Origin of the sequence: Actinoplanes sp. NPDC048791, from assembly GCF_040650095.1 — a bacterium.
Classification (GTDB): Bacteria; Actinomycetota; Actinomycetes; order Mycobacteriales; family Micromonosporaceae; genus Actinoplanes.
This window is the reverse complement of the sequence record NZ_JBEZGQ010000084.1, coordinates 1-15,995: the sequence shown is the minus strand read 5'-3', so window position 1 is coordinate 15,995 and position 15,995 is coordinate 1. Positions and strand designations below refer to the sequence as shown.

Below are 15,995 nucleotides of genomic sequence, written 5' to 3'. Positions count from 1 at the left end.
GCCGCCATCGCCGCCAGCGACCGGGTGGCCAACACCGGCTGCTACGCGGCCACCATCGCCCTCGCGCTGGCCCCGCTGATCGCCGCCGGGGCCGCCGATCCCGCCGACGTCGTGGTGGTCGCCTCCTCCGGCACGTCCGGGGCCGGCCGGTCGGCCAAGGTCAACCTGCTGGCCAGCGAGGTGATGGGTGACCTGTCGCCCTACAAGGTCGGCGCGCACCAGCACGTCCCCGAGATCAAGCAGGCCACCGGCGCCACCTCGCTGTCGATGACCCCGGTGCTCGCGCCGATGCCGCGCGGCATTCTCGCCACGGTCACGGCCAGGCCGCTCGGCGACGCCGACCCGCGGGCCGTGCTCCAGGCCGCGTACGCCGACGAGCCGTTCGTGCACGTCCTGCCCGCCGGCACCTGGCCGCACACCGCGGCCACGGCCGGATCCAACTCCTGTCACCTGCAGGCCACTCTCGACGTCGACTCCGGCCGGATCGTCGTCGTCAGTGCTCTGGACAATCTCGGCAAGGGCGCCGCGGGCCAGGCCGTGCAGTGCGCCAACCTCATGCTCGGCCTGCCGGAGACCGCGGGCCTGACGGTATTCGGAGTCGCTCCGTGACGATCACCACCCCCAAGGGGTTCCGGGCCAGCGGTGTCGCCGCGGGGCTGAAGACCGGCGGCGGTCCCGACGTGGCGGTCGTCGTCAACGACGGGCCCGATGCCACCGTGGCCGGTGTGTTCACCGCCAACCGGGTCAAGGCCGCACCCGTGATGTGGAGCCAGCAGGTGCTCAAGGGCGGTGTCGTCCGGGCCGTCGTGCTCAACTCCGGCGGCGCCAACGCCTGCACCGGCACCCAGGGCTTCCGGGACACCCACGCCACCGCCGAGCACACCGCCGCCGTGCTGCGCGGGGGTCCGAAGCCGCTGCTGGTCGGCGCCGGGGACATCGCGGTGTGCTCGACCGGCCTGATCGGCGAGCTGCTGCCGATGGACAAGCTGCTGCCCGGCGTGACCGCCGCGGTGAAGGCGCTGAAGCCGGACGGCGGCCCGGCCGCCGCGAGCGCCATCATGACCACCGACACCGTGGCCAAGAACGCGGTCGCGCACGGCGAGGGCTGGTCGGTCGGCGGCATCGCCAAGGGCGCCGGGATGCTCGCCCCCGCCCTGGCCACCATGCTGGTCGTGCTCACCACCGACGCGGTCGCCGGCTCCGAGGCGCTGGACACCGCCCTGCGCGAGGCGACCCGGCTGACCTTCGACCGGATCGACGCCGACGGCTGCATGTCCACCAACGACACCGTGCTGCTGCTGGCCAGCGGCGCCTCCGACGTCCAGCCGACGCAGGAGGAGCTGACCGCCGCGGTCACCGCCGTCTGCGACGACCTGGCCCGTCAGCTGATCGACGACGCCGAGGGCGCCACCAAGCACATCGCCATCGAGGTGCTGGGCGCGGCCAGCGAGGCCGACGCGGTCGAGGTCGGGCGTACGGTCGCCCGCAACAACCTGGTCAAGACCGCGCTGTTCGGCAACGACCCTAACTGGGGCCGGATCCTGGCCGCGGTCGGCACCACGGCCGCGGCGTTCGCGCCGGACCGCATCGACGTCGCCGTCAACGGTGTGTGGGTGTGCCGGGGCGGGGCCGCCGCCGAGGACCGGTCCAAGGTGGACCTGAGCGGCCGGGACGTGACCATCACCGTGCACCTGCACGAGGGTGAGATGAGCGCGACGATCCGCACCACCGACCTGTCGCACGCGTACGTGCACGAGAACTCGGCGTACAGCTCGTGAACGCTTCCGACAAGGCCGCCATCCTGATCGAGGCCCTGCCCTGGCTGGAACGCTTCCACGGCACCACCGTCGTCATCAAGTACGGCGGCAACGCGATGATCGACCCCGAGCTGCAGCGGGCCTTCGCCGCCGACATGGTCTTCCTGCGGTACGCCGGGATCAAGCCGGTCGTGGTGCACGGCGGCGGCCCGCAGATCTCCTCGATGCTCGGCAAACTCGGCATCGAGAGCGAGTTCCGCGGCGGCCTGCGGGTCACCACGCCCGAGGCGATGGACGTCGTGCGGATGGTGCTGGTCGGCCAGGTCGGCCGCGAGCTGGTCGGCCTGATCAACGAGCACGGCCCGTTCGCCGTCGGTCTGTCCGGTGAGGACGCCCGGCTGTTCACCGCCGTCCGCCGGGCCGCGGTGGTCGACGGTGAGCCGGTCGACATCGGCCAGGTCGGTGACGTCGCGCAGGTCGACACCTCGGCCGTGGACGACCTGATCGCCGCCGGGCGCATCCCGGTCGTCGCCACCGTCGCGCCCGACGCCGACGGCCTGGTGCACAACGTCAACGCCGACACCGCCGCGGCCGCCCTCGCCGTCGCCCTCGGCGCCCGCAAGCTGGTCGTGCTCACCGACGTGCCCGGCCTCTACACCAACTGGCCCGACACCTCCTCGCTCACCTCGCAGATCGACACCGACGCCCTGGAGAAGCTGCTGCCCAGCCTCCAGTCCGGCATGGTGCCGAAGATGGAGGCGTGCCTGCGGGCGGTGCAGGGCGGCGTCCCCGCGGCGCACGTGGTCGACGGCCGCGTGCCGCACTCGACGCTGCTCGAAGTGTTCACCTCGGAAGGATTCGGCACGATGGTCGTGAGCGCAGCGAAGCAACCGGAGAGTCCGTCATGACGTCATTGTCGGACCGGTGGTCGCAGAGCATGATGAACAACTACGGCACGCCGTCGCTCGGCCTGATCAGCGGCTCCGGCGCCGTCGTGGTCGGCGAGGACGGCAAGGAGTACGTCGACCTGCTCGGCGGCATCGCGGTGAACGCCCTGGGCCACGCCCACCCGGCCATCGTCGCCGCGGTCTCCCAGCAGGTCGCCACCCTGGGCCACGTCTCCAACCTCTACATCGCCGAGCCGCCGCTGGCCCTGGCCGAGCTGCTGCTGGCCCTGGCCGGGCGCCCGGGCCGGGTCATCTTCAGCAACTCGGGCGCGGAGGCCAACGAGGCCGCGTTCAAGCTGTCCCGGCTCACCGGTCGCACCCACGTGGTCGCCACCGAGGGCGGCTTCCACGGCCGCACGATGGGGGCGCTCGCCCTGACCGGTCAGCCCGGCAAGCGTGAGCCGTTCCGGCCGCTGCCGGGAGAGGTCACCCACGTCCCGTACGGCGATACCGAAGCCCTGCGCGCGGCCGTCACCACCCAGACCGCCATGCTCATCCTCGAACCGATCCAGGGTGAGATGGGCGTGGTCGTGCCGCCGCCCGGTTACCTGGCCGCGGCCCGGGAGATCTGCACCGCCACCGGCACGCTGCTGGTGCTCGACGAGGTGCAGACCGGCATCGGGCGCACCGGGCACTGGTTCCACCACCAGAGCGAGGGCGTCGAGCCCGACGTCGTGACGCTGGCCAAGGGGCTCGGCGGCGGCCTGCCGCTGGGCGCCTGCATCGCCTTCGGCAAGGCCGGGGAGCTGTTCGGTCCCGGCTCGCACGGCACCACCTTCGGCGGGAACCCGGTCAGCTGCGCGGCCGGCCTGGCCGTCATCCGGACCATCGCCGGCGAGGGCCTGCTCGATCACGTCAAGCGGGTCGGTGAGCTGATCCGGCGCGGCGTCGAGGGCCTGCACAGCCCGGCGATCGCCGGGGTCCGGGGCGCCGGGCTGCTGCTCGGCATCGAGCTCACCGCGCCGGTCTCGGCCGCGGTGGCGAAGTCCTTGCAGGAGGCGGGTTTCCTGGTGAATCCGATCCAGCCCGACGTGATCCGGCTCGCCCCGCCGCTGATCCTGACCACCGAGCAGGCCGAGGCGTTCGTCGCGGCGCTCGGGGAGGCTCTGTCGTGACCGCCTGCACCGAGCGTCGCTTGCCGGCGCTGGTCGACCGCCGTGACCGCGAGGGCCAGAAGGGCACGACAAAGGGAGCTCAGCTATGACCCGCCACTTCCTGCGGGACGACGATCTGTCGCCCGCCGAGCAGAGCGCGGTGCTCGACCTGGCCGCCGCGATGAAGGCCGACCGGTTCGCGTACCGGCCGCTGGAGGGCCCCCGGTCGGTCGCCGTGTTCTTCGACAAGGTCAGCCTGCGCACCCGGCTGTCGTTCGAGACCGGCATCCCCGAGCTGGGCGGCAACGCCATCGTGGTGGACACCCAGGCCACCCACTTCGGCCGCGGTGAGTCGCTGCTGGACGCGGGCCGGGTCGTCTCCCGGTACGTGTCCGCGATCGTGTTCCGGACCTCCGGCGACGAGCGGCTGGCCGAGCTGGCCTCCGACGTGCACGTACCGGTGGTCAACGCGCTCACCGACGGCTTCCACCCCTGCCAGCTGCTGGCCGACCTGCAGACGATCCGCGAGCGGCTGGGCACCACCGCCGGGCGCACGCTGACCTACGTGGGCGACGCCGCCAACAACATGGCCCACTCGTACCTGCTGGCCGGCGCGACCGCGGGCCTGCACGTACGGGTCGCCGGTCCGGAGGGCTTCGACCCGGACCCGGCCGTGGTGGCCCGAGCTGCGGAGATCGCAGCGGGCACCGGTGGTTCCGTCGCTGTGCTGCGTGACCCGCGCGAGGCGGCCACCGGCGCGCACGTGCTGGCCACCGACGCGTGGACGTCGATGGGCATGGAGGACGACGGGATCGACCGGCACACGCCGTTCCGGCCGTACCAGATCAACAAGGACCTGCTGGCCGCGGCCGCGCCCGACGCGATCGTGCTGCACTGCCTGCCGGCGCACCGCGGCGAGGAGATCACCGACGAGGTGATGGACGGCGCCCAGAGCGCGGTCTTCGACCAGGCCGAGAACCGCCTGCACGCCCAGAAGGCCCTGCTGACCTGGTTGCTGGACCAGCAGTCATGACCGGGCCGGGCACGCGGGCGGCGCGGCACGCGCGGATCGTCGAGCTGGTGCGGGACAAGGCCGTGCGGTCGCAGACCGAACTGGCCGACCTGCTGGCCGTCGACGGCGTCCAGGTCACCCAGGCGACGCTGTCGCGCGACCTGGAGGAGCTGCGGGCGGTCAAGGTCGGCGGGGTCTACGTCATCCCCGAGGACGGGCTGCCCGCTCTGCGCCCGGTCGAGCAGGCCCCGGCCCGGCTCATCCGGCTGCTGCGCGAACTGCTCAACTCGGTCGACGTCAGCGGCAACCTGGTGGTGCTGCGGGTGCCTCCGGGCGCGGCCCAGTTCCTGGCCAGCGCCCTGGACCGCTCGGGCCTGCCCGACGTCGTCGGCACCATCGCCGGCGACGACACCATCCTGGTGGTGGCCCGCGACTCCGGCGACGGGCCGGGCGCCGCGCTCGCCGAGAAGCTCACGGCCTGGAGCCGTGCCGACCCCGAAGGGAGCCAACCATGACCGCCGTCGAGGCACACTTCCCCGGCTTCGCCGACAACATGCAGAAGCTCCTGAACCACGGGCTGGAGTTCTACCTGGCGTCCAACGAGTCGCTGCGGCCGTTCCTCAACGAGGCCCCGTACGGCCACAAGCTGAGCTGGCTGGACTTCACCGACACGACCGAGGACAAGGGCTGGGACACCGGCGCCTTCCTCAACCTGTTCAACGTGATGAACGGCATCGCGTTCGGCGACCGGGGCATCCCGATGCCGCAGTGGGTGATGGTCGACCTGATCCTGATGCCCTCGGCCGCGGTCATCGCCGCGCTGCCGCAGTCGTCGTTCACCGAGGTGCTGGAGACCAGCGCCTTCGACGCGGACGCCAAGCGCCACATGCGGGCGGTGTTCGACAAGGCCAAGCAGAGCGACTACAACGGCCCGATCCCGATCGCCGGCTACTGCGCCGCGCCCAGTGCGGCCCCCGGCACCTGGGTCGGCTGGTCGCTGTGGTCACTGTGGACCAGCGTCGGGCTGGGCAAGGCGCTCAAGGCGCTGGCGCTGTCGGCGTACCAGGCGCAGAAGCTCGACGGCGTCACCCAGTACGACAACAGCGCCCTGCGGGTGCACACCCGTTTCGGCCGGCTGCGCATCATGGTGGCGACCGTGCCGTTCCACACCTCGCCCGGCTCGTTCGTCTACGAGAACGACTTCACCGTGCCGGTCACCGGGCCCGAGCCGGAGCCGTCGTTCCTGCTCGACCCGTTCGACTACGAGCGGCAGCGGGCCATGCAGAAGGCCATCGAGGCCCGCGAGTGCACGTACTACGTGCTCGCCCCCGGCCACCTCGTCCAGGAGGGCCGGACGTACGTGCCCATCCTCGAGATCCCCGCGTCCTGATAAGCCTGTGCCCTGATTAAGGAAATCCTGATGTCCAAGCGCAAGATCGTCCTCGCCTTCTCCGGTGGCCTCGACACCTCGTACGCCCTGGTCTCCCTGCGCGAGCAGGGCTGGGAGGTGCTCACCGCCAACGTCGACACCGGCGGCCTGCACAGCGGCGAGGGTGACGTCGTCCGGGCCCGCGCGGAGGAGCTGGGCTCGGCGCGGCACTTCGTCATCGACGCCCGCGAGGAGCTGTACGCCCGCGTGGTCACGTACGCGATCAAGGCGAACTACCTGCGCAACGGCGGCTACCCGTCCTGCGTCGGCGCGGAGCGGCTGGTCCAGGCGGAGAAGGTCGTGCAGTGCGCGCTGGACAACGGCGCCGACGCGATCGCGCACGGCTCCACCGGCGCGGGCGCCGACCACGTGCGCTACGACTCGGTGATCCGCGCGCTGGCCCCGCAGCTGGAGATCATCACCCCGATCCGCGACGAGCGGCTGACCCGCGAGTTCGAGCGGGACTTCCTGCGGCAGCACGGTTTCGAGACCAGCGACAAGGTCACCACGTACTCGATCAACGAGGGTCTGATCGGCACCTCGATCGGCGGCAAGGAGACCTACGGCTCCTGGGACTACCTGCCCGAGGAGGCCTGGGAGAGCACGAAGTCCATCAACGACGCTCCCGCGGACGGCATCGAGCTGATCCTGGCGTTCGAGAAGGGCGAGGTGACCTCGGCGACGACCCTGGACGGCACCCCGATCGAGGGGACCGGCCCGGACGCGCCGAACTACGCGATCCTGCGCTCACTGAACACCCTGGCCGCCGAGCACGGCGTCGGACGGGGCATCCACATGGGCTCGACCATGGTCGGCAACCTGGCCCGGGTCGGCTTCGAGGCCCCCGGCATGCTCACCCTGATCGCGGCGCACCGCGAGCTGGAGCGCCTCACCCTGAGCAACCGGCAGCAGGCCACCAAGCTCCAGCTCGGCAACACGTACGGCGACCTGCTGCACGAGGCCGTCTACTACGACCCGATCCTGGACGACTTCCGGGCGTTCCTGGACTCCAGCCAGACCCGGGTCACCGGCGAGGTGCGGATCCGGCTGCAGAAGGGCAACGTGATCCCGCTGGGCAGCCGCAGCCCGTACAGCCTGCTGGACGCGGCGACCCGGCAGGGCGTCGTCTACGGCTACGGCTCGTCGCTGTGGACCGGCGAGCAGGCCCGCGCCTTCGCCCACATGTACGCGATTCCGGGCGCAATCGCCAAAAACGCCGCTGCACACGACAAATGACATTTCCCTGGTACGGGGAGAAGGCGTCGACAACCGCAACCACCACCTCCCTGCCCTACCGGCGAGCTGACCGGCGGGTCACCGCGGTGCCGCACCGCCGGCCGAGGACTGTGGGCAGGCTCCGGGAGAGCACACCTCCCGCGCGCCGGCCCTGCACGTGGCCGGATCGTGGGATGCCCGGCCATGAGGGGCGTTGCTCGGCGTCGCCGAACGGCCTGGTGGGTCGGCCACAGCCGCGGTTCTTGTCCGGGCTTGTCCAGCCCGCACGGTGCGTTGCCCGGGCTACGGGCGACCGGACGGCGGCGGGTGTGACGACGCGTGACGGGGGTGCGGGTTGACCGGGAGATCTTGGTGGTGGCCGGCCGTGGCAGGGGCCACCGGTTACCAAGATCTGTCTGCTCGGGTGGTTTGGCGTTGCGGTCCGTGCTCGTCTCCGCCCGGCCGGCCGGGTGTGCGACCGCAGCCTTGCCACCGTCTTCGCCCGGCGGTGCGGTACTGCGGTGACCCGGCGCTCAGGTCGCCGGTGGGGGCGGGAGAGTGGTGTTTGCGGTTGTCGACGCGTCATCCCCGTACCGGGAGGATGCTCTGGCTCTCAGCTCAACCAGGCGGCCAGCACTCGCTCGCATTCGCGGATCTCCGCGACGGGGACGTACTCCTCGTCGGTGTGGGCCAGCAGCGGGTCGCCCGGGGCGTAGTTGACCGCCGGGATGCCGAGTTCGGCGAAGCGGGCCACGTCCGTCCAGCCGAACTTCGGCGCCGGCTCCTTGCCGACCACGGCCAGGAACTCGGCCGCCGCCGGCTGGTCGAGGCCCGGGCGCGCGCCCGGGGCCTGGTCGCGGATCTCCAGCTCGTAGCCGGCGAAGACCTCCCGCAGGTACGCGTAGGCCTCGTCGACGCTGCGGTCCGGCGCGAACCGGTGGTTGATGTCGATGACGCACTCGTCGGGCAGCACGTTGCCGGCGATGCCGCCCTGGATGTTCACGGCGTTGAGGCCCTCGTGGTACTGCAGGCCGTCGACGAACGGGCGCCGCGGCTCGTACGCGTTGAGGATGGCCAGCACGGGGGCGGCGGCGTGGATCGCGTTGATCCCGCGCCAGGCCCGGGCGGTGTGCGCGGCCTTGCCCTTCAGCGTGATCCGAACCCGCATGGTGCCCTGGCAGCCGCCCTCGACGCCGCTGTTGGAGGGCTCGCCCAGGATGGCGAAGTCGCCGGCCAGCCAGTCGGGGTGGTTGCGCACGAGCCGGCCGAGCCCGTTCTTGACCGAGGCGACCTCCTCGTTGTCGTAGCAGACGAAGGTGAGGTCGTGGCGCGGCTCGGTGACGGTCGCGGCGATGCGCAGCTGGGTGGCCAGGCCGGCCTTCATGTCGCAGGTGCCGCGCCCGTGCAGGAGCTGGGCGTCGCCCTCGCCGGTGGTCCAGGTGGGAAGATTGTCCTTGATCGGTACGGTGTCCAGGTGCCCGGCGAGCACGATCCGCTTGTCCCGGCCCAGGTTCGTGCGAGCCACCAGGGCGTCGCCGTCGCGCAGCACCTCGAGGTGTCCCAGCTTGCGCAGGGAGGCCTCCACGGCGTCGGCGAGATTGCCCTCGTCGCCGCTGACCGAGGGGATGTCGCAGAGCGCGCGGGTCAATGAGACAACATCATCGTGCAGGTCGAGCGTCATGGGACGGACCCTATCGTGGGTCACCCGAACCGAATTGAAGGAGTGAGCGCGTGCCGGAGACCGAAGGTCCGACCAGGCTGTGGGGTGGCCGTTTCGCCGGCGGACCGGCGGAGGCCCTGGCCCGGCTGAGCGTGAGCGTGCATTTCGACTGGCGCCTGGCCCCGTACGACATCGCGGCCTCGCGGGCCCACGCCCGCGTCCTGGCCGGCGCGGGTCTGCTCGACGCGGACGAGCTCGGCCAGATGCTGGCCGCGCTGGACGATCTGGAGTCGGCGTGCGCGGCGGGGGAGTTCCGCCCGACCGTCGAGGACGAGGACGTGCACACCGCCCTGGAACGCGGCCTGCTGGAACGCCTCGGCACCCTGGGCGGCAAGCTGCGCGCGGGCCGTTCCCGCAACGACCAGGTCGCCACCGACCTGCGGATGTACCTGCGCGACCACGCCCGCGGGGTGGCCGCCGCGGTGGTCGAGCTGGCCGACGCGCTGCTGGAGCAGGCCGGCCGGCACCTCGACACGCCGGCGCCGGGCATGACCCACCTGCAGCACGCCCAGCCGGTGAGCTTCGGCCACTGGCTGCTGGCCCACGTCCAGCCGCTGCTGCGCGACCTGGACCGGCTGCGCGACTGGGACGCCCGGACGGCGATCTCCCCGCTGGGCTCGGGCGCGCTGGCCGGCTCGTCGCTGCCGCTGGACCCGGGCGCGGTGGCCAAGGAGCTGGGCTTCAAGGCCCCGGCGCAGAACTCGATGGACGCGGTGTCGGACCGCGACTTCGTCGCCGAGTTCCTCTTCATCACCGGCCTGATCGGCGTGCACCTGTCCCGCCTCGGCGAGGAGGTGGTCCTCTGGACCTCGCAGGAGTTCGGCTGGGTGATCCTCGACGACGCGTTCGCCACCGGCTCGTCGATCATGCCGCAGAAGAAGAACGCGGACATCGCGGAGCTGGCCCGGGGTAAGGCGGGCCGGCTCATCGGCGGCCTGGTCGCGGTGCTGACCATGCTCAAGGGCCTGCCGCTGACCTACGACCGCGACATGCAGGAGGACAAGGAGCCGGCCTTCGACGCGATCGACACGCTCCAGCTGCTGCTCCCCGCGCTGGCCGGAATGATCTCGACCATGACGGTACGGGTGGACCGCCTCGCCGCGGCCGCCCCGATCGGCTTCTCCCTGGCCACCGAGGTGGCGGACTGGCTGGTCCGCCGGCACGTCCCGTTCCGCGACGCCCACGAGATCACCGGCCGCCTGGTGGCGCTGTGCGCGGCCCGCGAATGTGAGCTGGAGGACGTCTCGGACGAGGACCTGAAGACGGTCAGCGAACATCTCGACCCGTCGGTGCGCGAGGTGCTCAGCGTCCGCTCGGCCCTGGCGGCCCGGACGACGGCGGGCTCTACGGGCCCGGGTCCGGTGGCGGACCAGCTCCAGACGGCCTCCGACAAGCTGGACGGCTGGCGCGAATGGTCCATCGAAAGCGTGGTCCCGCGGTAGGCGGTCCGCTGTAGCGCGGCGGCACCCCGCAGGGGCCGCCCCCGCCCGGGGGGAAATTTCCCCGCGACCGGGGCGGGGTGCGCAGAGATCGTTTGGCTCACGGCCTCGGGCAATCTCTGGTCGTCTGGCTGACGCTGCTGCTCCTCGCCGCCGTGGTGCGGCACGTCGCCGTGGCCTGGCTGGCCGTCGCCTCGGGCCTGGTTGTCTGCATCCTGCTGGGTCAGTGGCATCAACGCCGGGCCCGGGCGGAGAGCGCTGTCGGCAGCTTCACCGGCGCGGTCCTGTGGCCGGTGGTGATCGCCGCTGTCATCCTGACCATCGGCATCATCGCGGACCAACGCTCCGACTACGAGTAACGACAGCCGCCGGGCCGGAGCGGGCGTTCATCGCTCCTACTGAATCTCTTCCGCGCGGCTACCGCAGGTTTGCCCGGCACCGGAAATCGATGGTGGACTGGATTTCCGGCGCAGGATCCTGGGGGTCACTCGTGCACGTGGTGTCCGTGATGAATTACAAGGGTGGCGTGGGGAAAACCACGCTCACCGCCAATCTCGCCGCCGAGATAGCCAGTGGCGGCTACCGCGTCCTGATGATCGATCTCGATCCGCAGACCAACCTCACGTTCTCGTTCTTCTCCGTCGAGGAGTGGAACGCCGACCTGCGGGACACCCGGACCATTCAGCGCTGGTACGACGGGGACATGCCCGGTCAGAGCATCCGGCTCGACGAGCTGATCCTCACGCCGGAGCGGGTGAACGAGGTGCTCAAGGACAGCGCCGGCCAGCTCGATCTGATCTCCTCGCACCTCGCCCTCATCGACGTCGACCTGCACATGGCCGCGCGGCTCGGTGGCGGTGTCACCCTGGCTGAGAACAAGCGCAAGTTTCTGCGCCTGCACGGCTGTCTCGCCGAGGCGTTGCGGTCCCCGGCCTTCGGCGGCTACGACATCGTGCTGATCGACTGCCCGCCGAATTTCGGGTTGGTGACCAAGACCGCCATCGTGGCCAGCGACTATCTGCTGGTGCCGGCCAAAGCCGATTATCTGTCCACCCTGGGAATCGGCTATCTCAAGCACAGCGTCGCCAAACTCGTCGAGGAATACAACGACTATGTCGGGCATGCGCCGGGCGCCGGTGCAGCCGGCGAACGTATCGATCCGCACATCGCCGGTGTGGCGTTCACCATGACGCAGATCTACGCCGGTAAGCCGATCGGCAGCCAGCGTATGCAGATCGACGAGGTCCGCGCGGTCGGCGAGGTGCCGGTTTTCGAGGCGACCATTCGCAACAGCCCGACCTACTTCGCCGAAGCGGGCCGCGACGGCGTGCCCGCCGTACTGACCGCCCCGCTGAACGATCCCGTGAGCCGCGAACTGCGGGCGCTCTCGGAGGAGTTCGTCGCGGCCATCGCTTCCGGAGGGCCCCGATCGTGAGCACTGACCTGCACAGCTTGCTCAAGCTCGTGCACCAGGTGACCGGTTTCCTGCTTCGCCTGCCGGCGGACCAGCTCGCGGGTATCGCCGACGGCCGGATCCCGCTCACGGTGGGCGGTGCGGCTGAGCCGGCGCCGGCCGCTCCTGTCGCGAGCAGCCGCCCGACCCGACAGGCCCCGCAACCCTCGGTTCAGCAGGACACGACCGGCGATTACGCCGAGATCGTGGAGGGCCTGCGTAAGCAGGAGACGACCAATGACGGCCTGGCCTACCTGGCGGCTGTGCGATTGAACGGTAAGAAGTTGATCAAAAATGACCTGCTTGCTCTGGGTAGATACCTCAACCTGGACATGCCGTCCTCGCTCAAGGTCGCTCAGATCCAAGGCCGGTTGGTGGATCAAGCAGCCGGTGCCCGCCGGAAGTACGAAGGTCTGCGGCCCTGATGACCGATGAGGCGGGCCGCACCATGCATCTGCTGGACGGGCGGCGGGTGACCCTGGCCGATCTCATCGCCGCCGGGCTGCTCAAGCCCGGCGAACGAGTCCGCTTCAGCCGGCCGCGGATGGGCCGGACCTACGTCGCCGAGGTCCTGGAGTCCGGGCGGCTGCGCTTGGCGGACGGCGACGAGTACCGCTCGCCGTCGCGCGCCGCCATGGTGGCCGCGAACATGCGAGCGGTGGACGGCTGGCACGCCTGGGTGCTCGAGTCGACCGGCGCCTCCCTGGACGCGCTGCGCCAGGACCTGCTCGACCAGGCCGTGGCCGACACCGTCGAGGAGGCCGAGGTCTCCGACGACGAGGTGGGATCACCGGCGCAGGTGCACGAGTGGCTGCGGACGGCCCGGGTTCGCGCGGAGGGCGACGCACCGGAGCGCATCTCGGTCCGCGAGTTGCTCTCCTTCTGGGGAGCCAGGGACCGGGGTGACCAGATCGTCCGCATCGAGGCGGACCTGGCCAACCACGGCCTCGCCACTCGGCCGAACTTCCGCAGCGTGACGCTGGAGACCCGCGTCACGATCATCACCGCGGCGCAGGAGGCTGACCAGGAGACCGACGAAGCGGTCGAGGCCGCGGTCACGCCGGCGGACGACGAGGACGAGGCCGAGTCGCGCTACATCGGCCTCATGGTGGGCAACCTCGCGTCGGCGCTCGCCGGGGCCGAGTCGGTGAAGCCGACCGCGACCCTCGAGGAAGCCAAGACGAAACTCCTGCTCAATGACTATTCCCAGCTCGCGGTGCTGTCCGGCCGGCACAACCTGCGCGGCGCGGTGACCTGGCAGTCGATCGCCCAGGCGCTGCTCGACGATCCACACGCCGTGCTGGCCGATGCCATCGTGCCGGCGCGTGACGTCAGCTACCGGTCGGACCTGCTGACCGTCCTCGAGGAGCTACGTCGCCGCGGCTTCCTGTTCGTCCGCAACGAATCGAACGAGATCGCCGGCATCGTCACGGCCGCGGACGTCGCGGGTCGCTACGGCGAGATGGCGAACCCGTTCATCCTCATCGGCGATCTCGACCGGCTGCTGCGCCGGATCATCATCCGCAAGATCACCCTCGCCGAGGTGGTCGCCGCCTGCGATCCGTCCGGCAACAGGATCAAGTCGCACGACGACATGGCCATGGGGGACTACCAGCGGATCCTGGAGAATCCGGCCCTGTGGGCGAAGCTCGGCCTGCCGCTGGACCGGGCGACGTTCGTGGCCAGGATCAACGCGATTCGCACGGTCCGCAACGCGGTCATGCACTTCAACCCCGATCCGCTCCCGGACAACACGGTCGCGCACCTGAGCATGATCAACGATCTGCTCCGCAAGTACGCGATCTGACCCGGCTCAGCGGGCGCTCACGCTCTCCTGAGGCTCGTCCTCCGTCGCCCCGCTCTGGCTCGGCGCGGTGGCGGCCGGCCGGCGGTTCCGCCGCCAGATCGCCAGTCCGATCGTGACGAGGACCGCCGTACCGGTGATCACACCCACCGCCGCAGTCGGCACGTCCAGCAGCTTCAGCGCGCTCGCCAGCAGCACGATCACCAGCGCCGCCCGTACGATGCCGCCCGGCGCCCGTGACGAGATCCGCGCGCCCAGCAGGACGCCCGGGATCGAGCCGATCAGGACCGCGCCCGCGATGTCCAGGTGCAGGTCGCCGAAGAGGGCGTGGCCCACCGCCGCCGAGATGACCAGCGGGATGGCCTGGATCAGGTCGGTGCCGACCAGGTCGTTGGCGCGCAGTTTCGGGTACAGCGCCAGCAGGGCCACGATGATCAGGGAGCCGGAGCCGACCGAGGTCAGGCCCACGATCAGGCCGCCGCCGACGCCGACCAGCAGGGTGGGGATCGGGCGTACCGTGATCGGCTCGGCCGGGCCGTCGCCGCGCTGGTGCCGGGTCACCCAGGCCTTGAGCAGCATGCCGCCCGCGGCCAGCAGCAGTGCGCCGCCGAGGGCGATCTTGATCGTGTGCTGGACGGTCTCGTCGTCGCCGAGCAGGCGCAGCAGCAGGACGCCGAGGAAGGCGCTGGGGATGCTGCCGGCGCAGAGCCAGGCGACGAGGCGCCAGTTCACCGTGCCGCGGCGGGCGTGCACCCAGCCGCCGAACGGCTTCATCACCGCGCTGGCCGCCAGGTCGCTGGAGACCGCGGCGACCGGCGGGACGCCGAAGACCAGGACCAGGATGGGGGTCATCAGGGCGCCGCCGCCCATGCCGGTGAGTCCGACCACGATGCCGACGCCGAGTCCGGCGAGCGCCAGGGTGAGATCCATCGGTCGAGTTTCGGCGAGAATCCCTGCCTTGTCTACTAACTCGGTCGACTATATCAACTATTGGAACGACGGCGTTCCTCATGTGACCGCTAACAACGGTCTGTGGGGGGTCATGTTGCCACTCTGTTACGGCTTGACTACGTGAATGTTAGCGATAACACTGCGAGGGACGTATCGATGGGATGAGCGGGGTCATCGAGGAGGTCGCACCATGAGCACCCTGCCCCGGCACACCGCTCTCCGCGCCGTCTCCGACACAGTCGGCGGCAACCGCATCGAGCTGCGCCAGCTGCGCTATTTCGTCACCCTGGCCGAGGAACTGCACTTCGGCCGGGCCGCCGCCCGCGAGCACATCGTCCCCTCGGCGCTCAGCGCCCAGGTGCAACGCCTCGAACGCGCGGTCGGCGTGCTGCTGGTCGACCGGACCACCCGGCACGTCGCCCTCACCCCGGCCGGCGCCCGCTTCCTGATCGAGGCCCGGCAGATCGTCGAGCACGTCGACCGGGCCGCCGTACTGGCCCAGGGCATGGCGCTCGCCGCGCCGACGCTGCGGGTCGGGGTGCTCGACGAGGGCTACGACGCCGTACGCCCGGTGTTGCGCGCGGTGCAGGCCCGCCACCCCGAGCTGGAGATCCACCAGGTGCTCGCGGGCGTACCGGAGCAGTGCCGGCTGCTCGCCGACGGCCGGCTCGACGTGGGCATCGGGCGGCTGCCGGGAGCGGCGCCGGAGATCGCCGCGGAGATCTTCCGGCTTGATCCGCTGGGCGTGCTGGTCCCGGCCGGGCACCCGTACGCCGCCCTGAGCCACGTCCCGGTCAGCGACCTGCGCGGCGAGACGCTGCTGCTCGCCGACGAGGACCAGGCGCCCGAGTTCAACGGCTTCGTCGCGGAGGTGTGCCGGTCCGCGGGCTTCTTCCCGACCCTGTTCACGGGCAGCGTGCAGACGCTGCGCGCGGCCGTGGACCTGGTGTTGCAGGGCCGCTGCGTGCTCTGCACGCCCGAGTCGACGGCGGGCGTGTCGGCCGAGCTGGTCTGGCGCCCGCTCGACCCGTCGGTGCCGAGCTACCCGTGGTCGATGCTGTGGCGCGCCCACCACCCGTCCCGGTGGGCGATCGAGCTCGTCGTGACCGCCCGCGGCCTGGCCGCCGAACTCGGCTGGTGCGACTGCGCCCGGGACCGAGCCAGCTGTGCCGGC

Annotated in this window: 16 protein-coding genes; 14 read left to right on the top strand and 2 right to left on the bottom strand. The window is 71.1% G+C overall.

What is annotated here, in order from left to right; genetic code table 11:
• The 8 genes from AB0C29_RS09460 to AB0C29_RS09425 all read left to right on the top strand — a co-directional run.
• Window positions 1–609, top strand: a 609-nt coding sequence (locus AB0C29_RS09460) for an Asd/ArgC dimerization domain-containing protein (protein WP_360817599.1), incomplete at its 5' end; no start/stop codon positions are given.
• Entirely contained in the window at window positions 606–1,778 is a 1,173-nt protein-coding gene (gene argJ, locus AB0C29_RS09455; RefSeq protein WP_360556283.1) for a bifunctional glutamate N-acetyltransferase/amino-acid acetyltransferase ArgJ, read from the top strand. The genes AB0C29_RS09460 and argJ, both read left to right, overlap by 4 nt.
• A complete protein-coding gene (argB, locus tag AB0C29_RS09450) occupies window positions 1,775–2,665 on the top strand; it encodes an acetylglutamate kinase (RefSeq protein ID WP_360817596.1) in 891 nt (296 codons plus the stop codon). Before argJ ends, argB begins: the two co-directional genes overlap by 4 nt.
• Window positions 2,662–3,819 (top strand): acetylornithine transaminase, encoded by a 1,158-nt coding sequence (locus AB0C29_RS09445; RefSeq protein WP_360817593.1) that lies wholly within the window; start codon window positions 2,662–2,664, stop codon window positions 3,817–3,819. Before argB ends, AB0C29_RS09445 begins: the two co-directional genes overlap by 4 nt.
• An 85-nt stretch (window positions 3,820–3,904) precedes the next feature.
• Window positions 3,905–4,831 (top strand): ornithine carbamoyltransferase, encoded by a 927-nt coding sequence (gene argF, locus AB0C29_RS09440; RefSeq protein WP_360817590.1) that lies wholly within the window; start codon window positions 3,905–3,907, stop codon window positions 4,829–4,831.
• Entirely contained in the window at window positions 4,828–5,325 is a 498-nt protein-coding gene (locus AB0C29_RS09435) for an arginine repressor (RefSeq protein ID WP_360817587.1), read from the top strand. The genes argF and AB0C29_RS09435 overlap by 4 nt, the downstream gene beginning before the upstream one ends.
• The gene (locus AB0C29_RS09430) at window positions 5,322–6,200 is read left to right on the top strand and encodes a hypothetical protein (protein ID WP_360817584.1); all 879 of its coding nucleotides are present in this window, start codon (window positions 5,322–5,324) and stop codon (window positions 6,198–6,200) included. Before AB0C29_RS09435 ends, AB0C29_RS09430 begins: the two co-directional genes overlap by 4 nt.
• A 30-nt stretch (window positions 6,201–6,230) precedes the next feature.
• Window positions 6,231–7,475 (top strand): argininosuccinate synthase domain-containing protein, encoded by a 1,245-nt coding sequence (locus AB0C29_RS09425; protein WP_360817580.1) that lies wholly within the window; start codon window positions 6,231–6,233, stop codon window positions 7,473–7,475.
• Window positions 7,476–8,067: 592 nt separating this feature from the next.
• Here AB0C29_RS09425 and dapE read toward each other — a convergent pair.
• Window positions 8,068–9,135, bottom strand: coding sequence for a succinyl-diaminopimelate desuccinylase (dapE, locus tag AB0C29_RS09420; RefSeq protein ID WP_360817577.1), 1,068 nt, complete (start codon window positions 9,133–9,135; stop codon window positions 8,068–8,070).
• A gap of 50 nt (window positions 9,136–9,185) precedes the next feature.
• Here dapE and argH point away from each other — a divergent pair, with 50 nt between their 5' ends.
• From argH to AB0C29_RS09395, 5 genes are all read left to right on the top strand, one after another.
• Window positions 9,186–10,616 (top strand): argininosuccinate lyase, encoded by a 1,431-nt coding sequence (gene argH, locus AB0C29_RS09415; RefSeq protein ID WP_360817574.1) that lies wholly within the window; start codon window positions 9,186–9,188, stop codon window positions 10,614–10,616.
• Window positions 10,617–10,693: 77 nt separating this feature from the next.
• Complete coding sequence (locus AB0C29_RS09410; RefSeq protein ID WP_360817571.1) at window positions 10,694–10,972, top strand: hypothetical protein; 279 nt, start codon at window positions 10,694–10,696, stop codon at window positions 10,970–10,972.
• Between the two features lie 89 nt (window positions 10,973–11,061).
• Entirely contained in the window at window positions 11,062–12,048 is a 987-nt protein-coding gene (locus AB0C29_RS09405; RefSeq protein WP_360817568.1) for an AAA family ATPase, read from the top strand.
• Entirely contained in the window at window positions 12,045–12,491 is a 447-nt protein-coding gene (locus tag AB0C29_RS09400; RefSeq protein ID WP_360817565.1) for a hypothetical protein, read from the top strand. Before AB0C29_RS09405 ends, AB0C29_RS09400 begins: the two co-directional genes overlap by 4 nt.
• A complete protein-coding gene (locus AB0C29_RS09395; protein ID WP_360817562.1) occupies window positions 12,491–13,873 on the top strand; it encodes a hypothetical protein in 1,383 nt (460 codons plus the stop codon). Before AB0C29_RS09400 ends, AB0C29_RS09395 begins: the two co-directional genes overlap by 1 nt.
• 6 nt (window positions 13,874–13,879) lie before the next feature.
• Here the strand turns inward: AB0C29_RS09395 and AB0C29_RS09390 are convergent, their stop codons facing one another.
• Window positions 13,880–14,800 (bottom strand): sulfite exporter TauE/SafE family protein, encoded by a 921-nt coding sequence (locus tag AB0C29_RS09390; protein WP_360817559.1) that lies wholly within the window; start codon window positions 14,798–14,800, stop codon window positions 13,880–13,882.
• 211 nt (window positions 14,801–15,011) lie between these two features.
• Between AB0C29_RS09390 and AB0C29_RS09385 the strand changes: the two genes are divergently transcribed.
• Window positions 15,012–15,995: LysR substrate-binding domain-containing protein (locus AB0C29_RS09385; RefSeq protein ID WP_360817556.1), on the top strand; the 984-nt coding region annotated here is incomplete at its 3' end.

Bases quoted from the DNA above. Each gene is read 5' to 3' on its own strand.
- AB0C29_RS09445 (WP_360817593.1), top strand. From the start codon at position 2,662: ATGACGTCATTGTCGGACCGGTGGTCGCAGAGCATGATGAACAACTAC.
- argF (WP_360817590.1), top strand. From the start codon at position 3,905: ATGACCCGCCACTTCCTGCGGGACGACGATCTGTCGCCCGCCGAGCAG.
- AB0C29_RS09435 (WP_360817587.1), top strand. From the start codon at position 4,828: ATGACCGGGCCGGGCACGCGGGCGGCGCGGCACGCGCGGATCGTCGAG.
- AB0C29_RS09430 (WP_360817584.1), top strand. From the start codon at position 5,322: ATGACCGCCGTCGAGGCACACTTCCCCGGCTTCGCCGACAACATGCAG.
- AB0C29_RS09425 (WP_360817580.1), top strand. From the start codon at position 6,231: ATGTCCAAGCGCAAGATCGTCCTCGCCTTCTCCGGTGGCCTCGACACC.
- dapE (WP_360817577.1), bottom strand. From the start codon at position 9,135: ATGACGCTCGACCTGCACGATGATGTTGTCTCATTGACCCGCGCGCTC.
- AB0C29_RS09405 (WP_360817568.1), top strand. From the start codon at position 11,062: ATGGTGGACTGGATTTCCGGCGCAGGATCCTGGGGGTCACTCGTGCAC.
- AB0C29_RS09395 (WP_360817562.1), top strand. From the start codon at position 12,491: ATGACCGATGAGGCGGGCCGCACCATGCATCTGCTGGACGGGCGGCGG.
- AB0C29_RS09390 (WP_360817559.1), bottom strand. From the start codon at position 14,800: ATGGATCTCACCCTGGCGCTCGCCGGACTCGGCGTCGGCATCGTGGTC.